The organism is Bradyrhizobium sp. Rc2d, assembly GCF_900099855.1.
Taxonomy (GTDB): domain Bacteria; phylum Pseudomonadota; class Alphaproteobacteria; order Rhizobiales; family Xanthobacteraceae; genus Bradyrhizobium.
The window spans coordinates 1-15,775 of the sequence record NZ_FNCU01000032.1 but is presented as its reverse complement, the minus strand read 5'-3'; the positions used below and the strand labels follow the sequence as shown (position 1 = coordinate 15,775).

General features: G+C 64.2%; 14 protein-coding genes. 5 read left to right on the top strand and 9 right to left on the bottom strand.

What is annotated here, in order from left to right; translation table 11 throughout:
• Window positions 1–48: 48 nt before the first annotated feature.
• Window positions 49–1,197 carry a 3-dehydroquinate synthase gene (gene aroB, locus BLV07_RS30695; protein WP_091893421.1) on the bottom strand — a complete coding sequence of 383 codons (1,149 nt, stop codon included), beginning with the start codon at window positions 1,195–1,197 and terminating at the stop codon, window positions 49–51.
• Window positions 1,194–1,805 (bottom strand): shikimate kinase, encoded by a 612-nt coding sequence (locus tag BLV07_RS30690; protein WP_164939658.1) that lies wholly within the window; start codon window positions 1,803–1,805, stop codon window positions 1,194–1,196. The genes aroB and BLV07_RS30690 overlap by 4 nt, the downstream gene beginning before the upstream one ends.
• 146 nt (window positions 1,806–1,951) lie before the next feature.
• On the opposite strand from BLV07_RS30690, the gene BLV07_RS30685 reads away from it, so the two are divergent.
• From BLV07_RS30685 to BLV07_RS30665, 4 genes are all read left to right on the top strand, one after another.
• Window positions 1,952–2,098: a histidine kinase gene (locus BLV07_RS30685; protein WP_074116966.1), complete on the top strand. Its 147-nt coding sequence runs from the start codon at window positions 1,952–1,954 to the stop codon at window positions 2,096–2,098.
• A gap of 17 nt (window positions 2,099–2,115) precedes the next feature.
• Window positions 2,116–3,072, top strand: coding sequence for a site-specific tyrosine recombinase XerD (gene xerD / locus BLV07_RS30680; protein WP_091893417.1), 957 nt, complete (start codon window positions 2,116–2,118; stop codon window positions 3,070–3,072).
• Window positions 3,073–3,415: 343 nt separating this feature from the next.
• Window positions 3,416–4,378, top strand: a complete 963-nt coding sequence (locus BLV07_RS30675) for an acetyl-CoA carboxylase carboxyltransferase subunit alpha (protein WP_091893415.1) — start codon at window positions 3,416–3,418, stop codon at window positions 4,376–4,378.
• Between the two features lie 527 nt (window positions 4,379–4,905).
• On the top strand, window positions 4,906–6,468 hold the full coding sequence (locus BLV07_RS30665; RefSeq protein WP_244551248.1) for a L,D-transpeptidase family protein: 1,563 nt from the start codon (window positions 4,906–4,908) through the stop codon (window positions 6,466–6,468).
• 179 nt (window positions 6,469–6,647) lie between these two features.
• Here BLV07_RS30665 and BLV07_RS30660 read toward each other — a convergent pair whose 3' ends face one another.
• From BLV07_RS30660 to BLV07_RS30630, 7 genes are all read right to left on the bottom strand, one after another.
• Window positions 6,648–7,343 carry a branched-chain amino acid ABC transporter ATP-binding protein gene (locus tag BLV07_RS30660; RefSeq protein ID WP_091893411.1) on the bottom strand — a complete coding sequence of 232 codons (696 nt, stop codon included), beginning with the start codon at window positions 7,341–7,343 and terminating at the stop codon, window positions 6,648–6,650.
• Window positions 7,336–8,070: an ABC transporter ATP-binding protein gene (locus tag BLV07_RS30655; protein ID WP_091893409.1), complete on the bottom strand. Its 735-nt coding sequence runs from the start codon at window positions 8,068–8,070 to the stop codon at window positions 7,336–7,338. Before BLV07_RS30655 ends, BLV07_RS30660 begins: the two co-directional genes overlap by 8 nt.
• Complete coding sequence (locus BLV07_RS30650) at window positions 8,057–9,148, bottom strand: branched-chain amino acid ABC transporter permease (RefSeq protein ID WP_091893407.1); 1,092 nt, start codon at window positions 9,146–9,148, stop codon at window positions 8,057–8,059. The genes BLV07_RS30655 and BLV07_RS30650 overlap by 14 nt, the downstream gene beginning before the upstream one ends.
• 192 nt (window positions 9,149–9,340) lie before the next feature.
• Window positions 9,341–10,558, bottom strand: a complete 1,218-nt coding sequence (locus BLV07_RS30645; RefSeq protein WP_091893405.1) for a substrate-binding protein — start codon at window positions 10,556–10,558, stop codon at window positions 9,341–9,343.
• A gap of 4 nt (window positions 10,559–10,562) precedes the next feature.
• Window positions 10,563–11,420 (bottom strand): branched-chain amino acid ABC transporter permease, encoded by an 858-nt coding sequence (locus tag BLV07_RS30640; RefSeq protein WP_091893403.1) that lies wholly within the window; start codon window positions 11,418–11,420, stop codon window positions 10,563–10,565.
• 138 nt (window positions 11,421–11,558) lie between these two features.
• Window positions 11,559–13,073 (bottom strand): amidase, encoded by a 1,515-nt coding sequence (locus tag BLV07_RS30635; protein ID WP_091893564.1) that lies wholly within the window; start codon window positions 13,071–13,073, stop codon window positions 11,559–11,561.
• A gap of 168 nt (window positions 13,074–13,241) precedes the next feature.
• Window positions 13,242–14,429 (bottom strand): substrate-binding domain-containing protein, encoded by a 1,188-nt coding sequence (locus tag BLV07_RS30630; RefSeq protein WP_176945867.1) that lies wholly within the window; start codon window positions 14,427–14,429, stop codon window positions 13,242–13,244.
• A gap of 179 nt (window positions 14,430–14,608) precedes the next feature.
• On the opposite strand from BLV07_RS30630, the gene BLV07_RS30625 reads away from it, so the two are divergent.
• On the top strand, window positions 14,609–15,052 hold the full coding sequence (locus tag BLV07_RS30625) for a MarR family winged helix-turn-helix transcriptional regulator (RefSeq protein ID WP_091893399.1): 444 nt from the start codon (window positions 14,609–14,611) through the stop codon (window positions 15,050–15,052).
• Window positions 15,053–15,775: the final 723 nt, after the last annotated feature.

Genomic DNA, 15,775 nt, shown 5'->3' with positions numbered 1-15,775 from the left:
CCGGTATCCACTTCGCGCGAAAACGCTTTAGCGCCGTTCAGCCGCGCATCACGCCTTCTGCGCAAGCTTCTCTTGCAGGAAATCACGCACCGGGGCGGGCTCGACATCCTTGGCGATCACGGCGCGCCCGACGGCCTCCAGCAGGATGAAGGTGAGTTTGCCGCGCTTGACCTTCTTGTCCTGCGCCATCAGCGCCATCAGCGCGTCGGCATCGGCAAGGCCTTCCTGGGCAAAACCCGCGATGTCCTGCAAGCGCGTCGGCAGGCCGGCTTCGATGAGGTGACGCTCGACGCGCGCCGCGTCCTGCTCGCCGATCATGCCGAGCCTGGCCGAGAACTGCGCCGCCAGCGTCATGCCGATCGCGACGCCCTCGCCGTGGAACAGGCGGTCGGAGAAGCCGGTCGCTGCTTCCAGTGCGTGACCAAAGGTATGGCCGAGATTGAGCAGCGCACGCTCGCCGGTTTCGCGCTCATCGCGCGAGACGACGCCGGCCTTGGCGCGGCACGACGTCGCGATGGCATGCTCGCGCGCCGAGCCACCCCTGAAGATGTCGGCATGGTTCTTCTCCAGCCAGCTGAAGAAGGCTTCGTCGCCGAGCACGCCATATTTGGCGACCTCGGCATAGCCGGCGCGGAATTGCCGCGGCGACAGCGTATCGAGCACGGCGGTGTCGGCGATGACCAGCACCGGCTGATGGAAGGCGCCGAGCAGGTTCTTGCCCTGCGGCGAGTTGATGCCGGTCTTGCCGCCGACGCTGGAATCGACCTGCGCCAGCAGCGAGGTCGGCACCTGCACGAAATCGACGCCGCGGCGCAGGATCGCCGCGGCAAAGCCGGCGAGATCGCCGACCACGCCGCCGCCGAGCGCGATGACGAGATCGTTGCGCTCGATTTTTGCGGCGATCAGGGCCTCGCTGACCTTTTCCAGGCCGGCATAGGTCTTGGAGATCTCGCCTTCCTCGACCACGATGCGCGAGGTGGGAATGCCGGCGGCAGTGAGCGATGCCTCGGTGGGTTCCAGCCAGTGCTTTGCAACGGTGCGGTCGGTCACAACAGCGGTGCGCACGCCGGGGCGCAAGCGCGCGACGCGCTCGCCGAGCGAGGCCAGCACGCCGCGGCCGATGACGATGTCATAGGCGCGCTCGCCCAGCGCGACATCGACATTGACAGGATCGGAATGTTTCAAGGGCGCAGTCATCGTACGGCACTCGCAACGTCAGCAGGCGGCACGCCGCAGAGATGGGCGTGCAGCGTCTCGATGCATTCCTCGACGATCTTGTCGTGCGGCACGTCGCGCGAGGCGATGGTGAGGTCGGCATGGCGATAGACCGGCTCGCGCTCGGTGAGCAGGCGCGTCACGGTTCCTTCGGGATCGGCGGTTTGGAGCAGCGGGCGATCGGCACGGCGCCGCACCCGGCGCATGATGACGTCGTGGTCGGCCTTGAGCCAGATCGAGACCGCTTTCGCCGCGATGCGCGCCCGCGTCTCCTCGCGCATGAAGGCGCCGCCGCCGGTCGCGAGCACGATCGGCCCGCCGTCCAGCAGCCGCGCGATCACGCGGGCCTCGCCGTCGCGGAAATGTGGCTCGCCATGGCGCTCGAAAATTTCCGGTATGGTCATGCCGGCCGCCGCCTCGATCTCGGTGTCGGCGTCGACGAAAGGCAGCTTGAGCCGCGCCGCCATGCGGCGGCCGATGGTGGATTTGCCCACCCCCATCATGCCGACGAGCACGATCGAGCGCGCCCCGAGCGCCGACAGGATGTCGGCCTCAGGCGAACCGGATAGCGGCAACGCGGCGTCGGACATGGATCTCGCTCGATCTGCCGCCAAAGGCGGCATGCTTTTGCCACCTATACGACCCCGCAGGGGGCCTCGCCAGAGGACTCTTGCCACGAAACGGCGAACATGTTGGATGATTTCATTGGTTAATTTGGCCTCCGGACCCCAGCACGATGCCCAGCCTGTTCCGCTTCCTGACGGTCGTCGCCGTGATCGCCGGCATCGTCTATGGCGTGGTCTTCGCGCTGGCGAACTTCGTCAGTCCGAAGCCGCGGGAAATGACGGTGACGATCCCGCCTGACAAGTTTCTCAAGAAATAGCGGCTAGGCTCCAGGGCATGCGCACCAAGCCCTCCGATAGCAAGCTCACCGGCCTGTTCCTCGACATGCTCGCGGCGGAACAGGGCGCCGGGGTCAACACGCTCGATGCCTACCGCCGCGACCTCACCGATTTCTCGGAATTTTTGGGACGTGCCGGCCACAGTTTTGCGGATGCGGAGACGCAAGTCCTGCGCGACTATCTCGCCGATCTCGATGCGCGCGGCTTCCAATCCACCAGCGTGGCGCGGCGGCTGTCGGCGATGCGGCATCTGTTCCGCTTTCTCCTCAACGAGCGGATCAGAACCGAGGATCCCGCAGCGATCCTGTCGGGACCCAAGCGCGGCCGCGGCCTGCCAAAAGTGCTGTCGATTGCGGATGTCGACCGCATGCTCCGTCGCGCCAAGGAATTGAGCGAGGCGATGGACGCCTCGCCATCGAAACGGCTGCGCGCGCTGAGGCTCTATTGCCTGCTCGAGGTGCTCTACGCCACCGGCCTGCGCGTCTCCGAGCTGGTGGCGCTGCCGCGCTCGGCCGCCAAGCGCGATGCGCGCATGATCGTGGTGCGCGGCAAGGGCAACAAGGAACGCCTGGTGCCGCTCAACGACGCCGCGCGGCAGGCGATGGCGGATTATCTCGCCGCGACGGAAGCTGCGAAGGCTGACAAGGAGAACAGCGTGGCCGCCTCGAAATGGCTGTTTCCCTCCTTTGGCGAGAGCGGACATCTGACGCGCCAGCATTTCGCCCGCGATCTGAAGGAGCTCGCGGTCGCCTCCGGGCTTCAGGCCCGCCTGGTCTCCCCGCACGTGCTGCGCCACGCCTTTGCCAGCCATCTGCTGCACAACGGTGCCGATTTGCGCATCGTGCAGACCCTGCTCGGCCACACCGACATCTCCACGACCCAGATCTACACCCACGTGGTCGAGGAGCGACTGAAGAGCCTGGTGCGCGACCTGCACCCGCTGGCGGAGAAGTGAGGCGTGGGAGGTGCGCCCCCTCTCCCGCTTGCGGGAGAGGGTTGGGGAGAGGGTGTCTCCGCAAAGGGACAATCCCCAAGAGGTGAAAGCCCTCACCCGCGCCGGAGCCTGTCATCGGGCGCGCCTTCGGCGCGACCCGTTGGGCGCGACCTCTCCCGCAAGCGGGGGAGGTGAAGCAAATCGCCTTGACTTCGGCCACATCTCCGCGGAAAGAGCCGTGGCCTCACGATTGATTTGGCTGGCGTCTCACGAGCACACAAGCCAAACCATTGAAGAAGCTAAACTTCTTTTCACAACCCCAACCTCGTTTCGCTCTCTCGCCCCGTCCCCTTATATTGAGTTGATGCCAGACCAGATGCGCAGCTATCTCGATTTCGAAAAGCCCGTCGCCGAGCTCGACTCCAAGGTCGACGAGCTCAGGATGTTGGCGGCCTCCGGCACCGACATCGCCGAGGAGATCGGACGGATCGAGGACAAGGCGGCGCAGGCGCTGGCCGATCTCTATCTGAACCTGACGCCGTGGCAGAAGATGCTGGTGGCGCGGCACCCGCAGCGGCCGCATTTCAACGACTTCATCAAGGGCCTGATCACCGAATTCACGCCGCTGGCCGGCGACCGCAAATTCGGCGAGGACGAGGCGCTGGTCGCGGGCTTCGGCCGCTTCCGCGGCGAGCCGATCTGCGTGATGGGCCAGGAAAAGGGCGATTCCACCGAAAGCCGCATCCGGCACAATTTCGGCATGGCGCGGCCGGAAGGCTATCGCAAATGCGTGCGGCTGATGGAGATGGCCGAGCGGTTCGGCCTGCCGGTGCTGTCACTCGCCGATTCCGCCGGCGCTTATCCCGGCATCGGCGCCGAGGAGCGGGGACAAGCCGAGGCGATCGCGCGCTCGACGGATGCCTGCCTGGCGCTGACGGTGCCGAACGTCGCCATCATCACCGGCGAGGGCATGTCGGGCGGCGCCATCGCCATCACCACCGCCAACAGAGTGTTGATGCTGGAGCACGCGATCTACAGCGTGATCTCGCCGGAAGCCGCCTCCTCCATCCTCTGGCGCGACGGCACCAAGGCGCAGGAAGCCGCCAACAACATGAAGATCACCGCCCAGGACATGCTCCGCTTCGGCGTGATCGACAGCATTTTGAAGGAGCCGGTCGGCGGCGCCCACCGCGACCCCGCCGCTATGATCGCTACCACCGGCGACGCCATCGCCAAGGCCTTCGACGAGCTCCGGGGCCTCGACGGCGACGCCATCCGCAAGCAGCGGCGGCAGAAATTCCTCGATATCGGCCGGAAACTGGGCTGATTCGTCCCGGTTCGACTACAAATACGGCTCTCTCAGCTCGTCGTCCTGGCGAAAGCCAGGACCCATACCGCGGAATCTCGCGATGGGGACGCTGGGAGTACCGAACCTCGAGTCTTCGCCAAACCACTCCCTGTGGTTATGGGTCCTGGCTTTCGCCAGGACGACACCGAGTTTGACGCTGGGGCAACCCGCCTTCCCCAGTAACCCCGCATTAACCCTTTTTTTGCCCAAATCAGCGATCTCTGTTCCAATCCGGCCGAAAGGCCCAAGTTACGTCCCAAGTCGCGTCCAAAGTCGCGTCCATTCAGTCTTCGTTGACCATGCCACTGGGCCAACGGGCTCGTGATCTCCGCTCGGGTTGCGACCACATGACCCAGAGGTTAGAATTTTAATCAATGGCTTCAGGGCATAAGCGCTGGGGCGTGGTCTGAAAAAGCCCGTCGTGACGGGTCCGGATTTGCGGTCAGGCCATGCTTCAAAAGAATTGGGGTTCGCGCTTCGCTGCCCGGCACGGTGTGGGGTCCATCTTGATTTCTCGTTCGCTTGCTCGCGCGCTTTTGGCTTCGGTTGCGCTTGCCGCCAGCGTCGTGCTGGCCGGCTGCGACACCGACCAGGTTTCGCTCGCGACCAACGCCAAGGCCAATCAGCCGGTGCCGCCAAAGCTTCTCGCCGCGATGGCCGAGAAGAACATGGATCTGCAATCGCCGATCCTGGTCCGCCTGTTCAAGCAGGAGGCCGAGCTCGAGGTCTGGAAGCAGACCCGCTCAGGCCAGTTTGCGCTGCTCAAGACCTATCCGATCTGCCGCTGGTCGGGCGATCTCGGGCCCAAGGTGCGCGAAGGCGACCGCCAGGCGCCGGAAGGATTCTACTCGATCAATCCGAGCCAGATGAATCCGCAGTCGGCCTATTACCTGTCGTTCAACACCGGCTATCCGAACGCGTTCGACAAGGCGCTCGGGCGCAGCGGCTCGCAGCTGATGGTGCATGGCGATTGTTCGTCGCGCGGCTGCTACGCCATGACCGACGAGCAGATCGCGGAGATCTATTCGCTGGGGCGCGAATCCTTCTTCGGCGGCCAGAAGGCGTTCCAGCTCCAGGCCTATCCGTTCAAGATGACGCCGGTGAACATGGCCAAGCACCGGAACAATCCGAACATGGCCTTCTGGAAGATGATCAAGGAAGGCTATGATCATTTCGAGGTGACGCGGCAGGAGCCGAAGGTCGATTTCTGCGAGAAGAAATACGTGTTCGATGCAGCGAAGCCGGCGGACGCCAAGCGCGACCCGGTGTTCGACGCCTCGGCAAAATGCCCGGCCTATGTGATCCCCGAGGACATCGCCAGCGCGGTGCGCGAGAAGCAGGCCAAGGACGAAACGGAATACGCCAAGCTCGTCGCCAAGGGCACGCCGGTGGCGCGCATGAACACCGGCATCGACGGCGGCATGAACAAGATCTTCGCCGCCAAGATTCCGGAAGGCTCGACCGGCCTGTCGGAGGGCGCCGAAGGTACCACGCTGCAGATGCTGGCGATGGCGAAGGCGCCGGGCACGATCCCCGGCCACGTCAATCCGCCCAAGCCGAATCTCGATGTGGCAGCAAGCGGGCCGCAGGAAGAGCCGGTCACAGCTAGCAGCGCGCCCGCGACCAACACGCGCGTCGCCACGGCTGCTCCGGCCGAGAAATCGCAAGAGAAATCTCAAGGCGGCGGCTTCTTCTCCAACCTCGGCCGCAAGATGGGCCTCGGCACCGCCGACACCACGGCGACCACGCCTTCGCCGCAAGCCACGGCGTCCGTCGCGCCGGCCACGACGCCCACGACGCCGCCCACGGCAGCGTCGAAGCTGAAGGCCGCAGTGACCCGCTTCGTGCCGGGGCATGACAAATCCAAGGATGCGGCGAAGGACGCGACGAAGCCCGCCGTCGCCGCCAAGCCCGCCGAGCCGGCGAAGCCAGACACGCGCCTCGCCGCAACGCGCCCGGCGCTAAAGCCGTCGGTGTCGGATGGCGCGGGTGACAGCGGGCAGCTCGCCGGCGCCGCGCCGGTGGTGCAGTCAAACTCGTTCGACAGCCGGTTTGGGGCGATGAAGTAGGGGACCCGACTTTAGTTCTCGCCTCACGCTCGACTGTCATCGCCCGACTTGATCGGGCGATCCAGTATTCCAGAGACAGCAGTGATTGAACCGAGAGGCCGCGGCGTACTGGATGCCCCGCTTTCGCGGAGCATGACAGCTGAGGTCGGTGTGAAAGCGGCGCGCTACACGCGCATGTCCTAGGGCGCCAGATACCGCATCAGCTCCGGATTGCTCCGCACCTCGCCTGCCTCGCCTTGCAGCGCGACCCTGCCGCGGTCGAGCACGTAGGCGTAGTCGGCGACGCGCAGCGCGAGGTCGAGGTGCTGCTCGACGATGATGACGGCGATGGTCTTCGCGAGTTCGATCAGGCGCTCGGTGATCTCCTCGATCACGCCGATCCAGACGCCTTCGGTCGGCTCGTCCAGCAGCAACAGTTTTGGATCGCCCAGCATGGCGCGGCCGATCGCGAGCATCTTGCGCTCGCCGCCGGAAAGCGTGCCGGCGGGCTGGTCGAGGCGCTGGCCGAGTTTCGGGAAGATGGTCAGCACGCGATCGACGGCAGACGCATCCTTGCTCGCGAGCGAGCCGACGGCGAGATTGTCGCGCACCGACAGGCGCGCGAACACCGAATGCTCCTGCGGGACGTAGCCGATGCCGGCGCGCACGCGCTCCTGGGTGGCGCGGCGGCTGATGTCGCGGCCGTCGAAGGCGACCTCGCCCTTCCAGGCCGGCAGTTCGCCGACGATGGTCTTCATCAGCGTGGTCTTGCCGGCGCCATTGCGGCCGAGAACGGCGACGCCGCCGCGCCAGGGAATGCCAAGGCTGACGTCGAACAGCACCTGGCTGCGGCCATAGCCGGCGTCGAGATGCTTGATGTCCAAAAATTCAGGCACGGCGCAGATAAATCTCCTGGACACTCTTGTTGGACTGGATCTCGGCCACCGTGCCTGACGCCAGCACCTTGCCCTGGTCGAGCACGGTGAGGCGATCGCAGATGTCGCGGATGAAATCGAGGTCGTGCTCGACGATGACGAGCGAGCAATGCTGCTTGATCGGCTGGAGCAGTTCGCCGGTGACGCGGCGCTCTTCCAGGCTCATGCCGCCGGTCGGCTCGTCCAGCAGCAGCAGTTTGGGCTTGCCCGCCAGCGCCATCGCGATCTCCAGCCATTGCTGCTGGCCGTGCGACAGCGCGGCGGCCGCGTCGAAGGCGCGGTCGGCGAGGCGAAACTGCCTCAGCATGGTCATGACCTGGTCGTGCAGCAGCCTGCGCGTGCGCGAGAGCACCAGGTCGAACAGCGAGCACTGCGCCTGCAGCGCGAGCAGGATGTTGTCGTACAGCGTCAGCGACGGCAGCACAGACGTGATCTGGAATTTCAGGCTCATGCCGGCGCGGGCGCGCTCGGTCGGCGTGAACGCGGTGATGTCGGTGTTGACGAATGACACCTTGCCCTCCGTCGGCACTTCGGCCCCGGCGATGCACTTCATCAGCGTGCTCTTGCCGGAGCCGTTCGGACCGATCAGTCCGTGAAACTCGTTCTCGCCGACGGTGAGCGCCGCGCCATCGAGCGCGGTGAGCTTGCCGAAGACTTTCCTGATGCCGGCGGCTTCAAGGAGCGGCATTGCGCTTCTCCTTAGGCTTCGCACCAAAGCTGCCGACCCGCTCGCGCTCACCCAGCACGAAGCTGATGAGACCGAGCGGCCGGAACAGAATCACGAGCAACAGCAAGAGGCCGAGAATGATCGGCCAGACGTCGCGATAATTGTCCGACAGCCAGAAGCTGACACCCTCGACGATGACCGTGCCGATGACGGCGCCGATCAGCGTGCCGGAGCCGCCGAACAGCACATAGAGCACCACCTGCGTCGAGACCACGACGCCGACCATGTTGGGCCAGACGAAGCCTTCGTGGAACGCGTAGAGGCTGCCGGCAAGGCCTGCGATGGCGCCGCCGACAGTGAAGATGATCGCTTTCAGATGCTGCGCCTTGTAGCCGAAGAAGGCGATGCGCTGCTCGTTCTCGCGCAGGCCTGCGAGCGCGAGCCCGAACTGCGAGCGGACCAGGAAGCGGCAGAGCAGGTAGACGACGACGAGGATGCCGAGCACGAGATAGTAGAACGCCGGCCCTTCCGAGAATTCGTATGAACCAAGCGACATCGGCGCGATCGAGGGGATGCCGTTCTGACCGCCGAGATAATACCAGCCGCGCGCCAGGCGGTCGGCAGCGTAGGAGCCGGTCAACGTGCCCAGCGAGACGAAGATCACGCTGGAGGGATGCCGTCCCAGCAGCAGGAAGCCGCCGAGCAGCAGCGCAAAGGTGAGACCGATGAGCGTACCCGCCGGCAGCACCAGAAAGATGTTGGTGATGTCGAGGTCGCGCGCGAGCAGCGCGACGCCGTAGCCGGCCGAGCCGAAGAACAGAGCCTGGCCGAAGCTCATGATCCCGGCATAACCCCAGACGAGGTCAAACGACAGTGCGAACAGCGCCAGAATGATCACGCGCGTTGCGAACACCGTGAGGTAGTCCTGCAGCACCAGCGGCGCGAGCAGGGCCGCGACGAGCACGACCGCCTCCACGATCGGCAGGGCTTTTCGCGCCGACGATCGCTCGGCTGGCACGCCTTCGGCCACCGAAACGTCCATGTCGTCCCCGACCGCGGCGTGGACCACCTGCTTAGCTACACCCATCGATTTCAGCATTCCGAGTTAAAGCCCTCCATGGTGGCCGATCGACCTCTCCCCAGCGGGGAGAGGTCGGATTGCACCTGGCGATGCGAAGCATCGTCCAGTGCAATCCGGGTGAGGGGCCGCGGCGCCCCAGTGAGACCAGATCCCCTCACCCGGATCGCATCTTGCGATGCGATCCGACCTCTCCCTACGGGAGGTGAAGATTCAGCATTCCTTGGGATCGACGAGGCCGCTGCTGCGGGCGACGATCTCGTAGTTTCCGCCCTTGGCGACCGCGGTGTACATCTTCATCTTGCAGTGCCGCTTGCCTGGCACCATTTCGGCAGGTCCGCCGGGACCTTCGGCGATCTTGGCGTGGTCGAGCGCGGCGGCTACCGACTCGCGGTCGATCTTGCCGGCCTCCTTGACCGCGGCTTCCCACAGCTTCAGGCCGCGATACGTGCCGGTCGCAGCGCTGCCGGCGGCGAACAGGAAGTTGCCCGGGAAATCCTTCTCGTACGCCGCCTGGATTTTTGCGTCGAACGGGTTCTCTTTGGTCAGCACCTTGAAATAGTCGAGACAGCTGGCGAGGCCCTCGATCTCGGCGGCCTGGTTGATGTTGAGCGTGTTCTCGTCATAGTAGACGCAGGCGAGCCGTCCGCCGTTCTTGAGGAAGCCGGCTTCATAAAGCTGCTTGAAGAACGGTCCGACGCCCGGCGGGATGACAGTGTTGAAGACGACGTCGACCTTGTTGGAGATGATGCGGTTGACGGTTGCGGAGAAGTCGATCTGGTCGAGCGGGTAATATTCCTCGAACACGACCTCGCCGCCATTCGCCTCGATCACCTTGCGGGCATAGATGTTGAGCGTGTGCGGCCAGACATAGTTGGCGCTCGGCAGCGCGAATTTCTTGCCGCCGTTCTTGATCAGCCAGGGGATGAACTCGTCGCATTGCTGCGCCGGCGTCGGGCCGGTGCAGAACAGGTAGGGCGTGCACTCCTTGCCCTCGTAGAGCTGCGGATAGATGTAGAGCGTCTTGCCGCGCGCCACGATCGGATCCTTGATCGCGTTGCGCATCGAGGAGGTGATGCCGCCCAGCACCATGTCGACCTTGTCGCGCTGGATCAGTTTTCGCACGTTGCCGACCGCGACGGATTCGTTCGAGGCGGTGTCCTCGATATAGAGCTCGAGCGGCCGGCCGAGCAGGCCGCCGGCGGCGTTGATCTCCTTGATCACCATCTTGGCGACGTTGGCGTCGGCATTGCCGGCATAGGCGATCGGACCGGTGAGGTCGGTGGCGATGCCGACCTTGATCGGGGCTTCGGCCGCATTGGCCCAGGGCGCCGGGATCACCCAGCTGCCGACGCCGGTTGCGACCGCACCGGACGCAAAGGCGAAATTGGAGAGGAAGCGGCGCCGTGAGAGCTGAGTGCGATCGAACATGTGACTAAACCCCTTTTCCAGCGATGAGGCCCTGCGGGCGGAATTTGATGAAGACGATGGCGAGCACGAAGACGAGCACGTCGGCGACGACGGGCGCCATCACCCAGGGCAACGCGGCGCTGAGCGTGCCGATGACGCCGGCGCCTGCGACCGGTCCGATGAAGGAGCCGACGCCGCCGACCATGACCGCGACAAAACCCTGGATCAGGAAGCGCAGGCCGAGATCGGCAAACAGGCTGAACACCGGCACGATCAGCGCACCGGCAAGGCCGGCCAGCGCTGCGCCAAACGCAAAGGTGGCGCCGTAGATCAGCGGCGTGGAGATGCCCGACGCACGCGCCAGCGACGGATTCTCCAGCGTCGCCCTCACGCGCAGGCCAAAGCTCGTGCGCGACAGCAGCAGATAGCAGCCGCCCATGACCAAGAGCGTGATGACGATGATGGTGAAGCGCCAGGCCGAGATGTGCATGGCGCCGATGTCGATCGAGCCGCCGATCGGTTCGGGCACGGTGAGATAGAAGCCGCCGATCAGGCCGCGCACGGATTCGCGGATGATGAGGCCGAGCGCATAGGTGCCGAGCATGGCGACGATGGGCGCGGCGTAGAAGCGGCGGATGATCAGCGCCTCCAGCACGAAGCCGAGCGCGCCGACCACAAAGGGCGCCGCAACCATGCCGACCCAGATCGGCAGTCCCTTGGCGTAGGCGAGATAGGTGATGTAGGCCCCGAGCAGGACGAACTCGCCCTGCGCGAAGTTGAAGATACCCATCATGCTGGCGATGATCCCGAGCCCCAGCACGATCAGGACGATGATCGCGCCAAAGCTCAGGATCTCGAACGCCGCGACGAACGCGTTAGCCATGCGCCGGAGCCTTTCCCGCTCCGATGGAATCGGAACGGGGCTCTGGATTCTTGTTTTGACGCGCTTTCTTGACGCGAACCGGTATCCGCTTCGCTCGAAAACGCCCTGGCGCTCCGTTCGGCTGCATCGAAGCCTCGCTCACATCTTCTTCCAGTCGCCGATCTGCTCGAAGGCATGAGCGGCGCGATAGATCGTGGCTTCCTCGAACATGCGGCCGACCAGCATCAGGCCGACCGGCAGGCCGTCGACCATGCCGCAGGGCAGCGACATCGCGGGATGATGGGTGATGTCGAATGGCGCGGTGTTGGAGATCATCTCGAGCGCGCGGGCAACGTAATCCTCGCGGCTGGCATTGGGGGCCGGCAGCGGCGTCGCCTTCATCGGCGTGGTCGGCATCAGCAGCAGATCGTAATCCCCGAACGCCTTGTCGTAGGCCGCGGTCAGCCGTCGCGAGATGTTGAGCGCCTTGCCGTAGAAGCGTGGACCGAAATTGTTGTTGATGTAGGTGCCGAGCATCATGAACAATTTCGTGGTCTCGGACAGCGAATCGGCCTGCCGGCGCCAGCCGCGATGAAAGTCCATCAGCGAGGTCGAATAGAGATCGCCGCGGCTGAGGCCGTAGCCGTCGCCGAACATCATGGTCTGGGTCAGGCCTTCGGTGCCGATCGGGGTCCAGATCGCGCCGCCCAGGAGGTGCATCGGGATCGACACCGTCTCGATGCTGGCGCCGAGATCCCTGAAGCGTTTCGCCGCCTCGCGCACGCTCTCATTCACCGCGGCCTCTGCACCCGGCTGCTCAAAGCCCTCCTTGACGATGCCGATCTTCATGCCCTTGACGCCCTGGCCGAGCGCTTTGGTATATTCCTCGACCTTCGGAGCCTTGATGCGGGAATCGTAGCCGTCGTCGCCGGCGAGCACTTCGAGCAGCAGCGCATTGTCGGCAACCGTCGCGGTCATCGGGCCGGTATGATCGACGTAGATCTCGATCGGCATGATTCCGGTATAGGGCACGAGGCCCCAGGTCGGCTTCATTCCGTAGATGCCGCAGAACGAGGACGGCATGCGGATCGAGCCGCCCTGATCGCCGCCGATCGCCATGTCGACCTCGCCGAGCGCAATCACGACGCCCGAGCCTGACGACGAGCCACCGGCCGAGTAACCCATCTTGTGCGGATTGTGCACCGGCCCGTAGGAGCCGGTGTGGCTGCCGCCCGACAGGCAGAAGTGCTCGCAATGGGTTTTACCGACGATCTCGGCGCCGGCATCGAGCATGCGCGTGACGATGGTGGCGTCGAAATCGGGCACATAGCCTTCCAGCGTCGACGAGCCGTTGGTCATGGGAACGCCGGCGAGCATGATGTTGTCCTTCAGCGCGACGGTCTTGCCCTTGAGCTTGCCGCTGGCGGCGCCCTTCACGGTCGATTTGCGATACCAGGCATTGCGCGGGTTCTCTTCGGCCGAGGGCCGATAGCCCGGCGTGCGGGGATACTTCACCTCCGGCACCTCGTCCGGCATTGTGGCCACGAGATTGTAGGCCTCGATCGAGCCCTGCATCAGGCCGCGGAACGAGGCGACGTCGTCGTCGGTCAGCGAAAGGCCGCACTGCTCGGCGACGCTGCGAAGTTGGGCTGGCGTGGGAAGGACAACTGTCACGGCGCTCTCCTCAAAGGCTTCTTGATCCCTGGCGTGGACGGAAGCCGCTTGGGCACCGCGCCTGCACAGCGCGGAGCCGACCGGCTTCACCTCGATATTACAGACGGAAATATTTTCCTTTTCAAGTATTATTTCGAAGATCCGCCCGCAACCGATGGACAATCTCGCTCAGACCGGCTTGATCAGCTTGAAGTCGAGACCGTCGGCCTCGGCGAGATACATCTGCATGCGGGCGTGACCGTTGCGAACGGTGACCGGGCCGCGCGCGCCGCCATAAACGACGTTGCGCCCCGCCGCGAGCATGGGAGCCATGGACAGCGAACCTGCCTTGTTCGCGACGGCTTCGAGGAAACGCAGGCCTTCGTAAGTGGACTGGCCGAGCGAGCCGATCGGCGGAGCGTTCGGTCCGAACATCGTGCGATAGCGGCTTTGGAAGTCATCGTTGGCCCGCGAGCCGATGCCGGGGAAATAGCCGGAGGCGCAGAACATATTCTCGCTGTTGTCGGCGCCGATGCCGAGCAGCACGGTCTCGTCCATCGCGCCCGCGAGCCGCAGCGTCGTCGCGGCAAGCCCGCATTCGCCGAAGGCACGGTTAAAGGTGATGCTGTCGGTGCCGATCAGCGAAATCAGCACGACATCGGGCTTCGTGGCGCGGATGCGCGCCAGATGTGGCTCGTGATTATCCTCGCCGAGGGGGACGAACTCCTCACCGACGACCTGCCCGCCGGTCTCCTTGATGTAGTTCTTCACGGCGCGATGCGACTGCCAGGGCCAGACATAGTCGCTGCCGATCAGGTACCAGCGCGACGCCTTCTTGACGTCAGCGAGCCAGTGGATCGAGGGCCGGCTCTGCCAGCGCGGCGTCTCGCCGATCGCCATCACGCCCGGCGTGCGCTCGCCACCCTCGTAGACCGGCGTGTAGATGTAGGGGATGCGATGACGCGTGGTGACGTCGCGCAAGCCGACACGGATCGCACTGGTGTGCAGCCCGACGATGAGATCGACCTCGTCGAATGCGATCGCCTGCTCAGCGCGGTTCAGCACCTCGTCGAGCGGCCCGCCCGCGTCGTAAATGGAAAGCTCGATTTCGCGCCCGAGGATGCCGCCGCGCTTGTTGATCTCGGCGACGGCGAGCTTGGCACTGTTGGTCGCACAGGGGCCCCAGACCCCGGGCGAGCCGGTGCAGCAGATGAAGCCGCCGATCCGCAGCTTGTTCGCGCCGCGCCGCCGGAAGAAGGCGTGATCCCTGGGCGACAAGACACCATCAGCCGCCGATGACGACGACAGATTCCTGAACAGCAAGGACGGCGGCAACGCCGGGCCGCCGTGAGCCGGGAAGTTTACCGTCGCGCGCACGCCAACTCCTGTCTGGGACCAGACCTGAAAGCACATTGAGCAGGCGGCCGCGGCTTCCGCCCTTTTGTTGGGCAATGATCCTATTTTGAAAATATTGAATATTCAACAATTGAAGTGCATATAGATGCAGCATTGATTGCAAGACATTCACTCATTTGGGTCAAGACGAAGTCTTAGCCGTGGCAAAACCGTCGAAAGAAAACTCCCCGATCACCGAACACCTCGCCTACCTGCTCGCGCAAGCTAACCGCGAAATCAACCGGCAGCTCGAACTGCGGTTGAGCAAGGAGGGCGTGCCGGTCGAGCAATGGCGCATCTTGAAAGTGCTGTCGGATGGCAACGGCCATTCGATGGGCGAGCTTGCCGATGCCGTGCTGCTCAACCATCCGACATTGACCAAGATGATCGACCGTATGGTCTCGGACACGTTGGTCTACCGCGTGCAGGACCCCAACGACCGCCGCAAGGTGCTGATGTTCATCTCCGACCACGGCAAGGTGCTGAGCAAGAAGCTCAACTCGCTCGCGGTGGACCAGGAGGAGCACATCCTGGAGAGCTACGGCGACAAGTCGACCAGCGAATTGAAGCGGCTGCTGGAGAGCTTGATCGACAGCTCGAATTGAGGGGTGAGTAAGTTCGGCTTCTCAAAGCACGTCGTCCTGGACAAGCGAGCAGAGCCGAGCGCTGATCCAGGACCCATTACCACCGCATTTGGTTTGGCGAAGACTCGCGGTTGCCGGCGTCGCGCCGCGACTTCCCCCTGTGGTAATGGGTCCTGGCTTTCGCCAGGACGACGGTGGGGTGAGAGCTGAGCGCGACACACTCAACTGTCATCGCCCGATTTAATCGGGCGATCCAGTATTCCAGAGAATGCTGTGATTGAGCCGAGAGGCGGCGGACTCGGTCGCCCGGTCAAGCCGGGCGACGACAGCGGGGAACGAGGCGCTGACGTCGCGCCTCACAAATACATTCAAGCCTTACGCATACTTGCCGTGGCAGTGCTTGTACTTCCAGCGCAATACAACCGTTACGGGATATTGTCGAGCGTTTTCAAAGGCGTATTTTACTTCGGATTCTGCAAAGAACTGCCCTGTCAATTTTTTGTCGAGAACCCTGCCTTTTCTCCTGTGCATCTTGGACTGCTGATGGACTCCCAGCTCTCCCAGAGTCGCTGATGCATTTGGGCTGGCCCCAGTGTCTCGGAGCCCGCAGCTAGCCCGAACGCATCATCGAGCTTCGTCTTGGGCTGCGGGGTAGCTGTAGCGTTTTAGGGTGCTGATAGCGACCGAGAGTTTCACCGGGGAAATTTGGACTGAGGCTTGCTGCGCTGCAAGATAGTAGGTGCC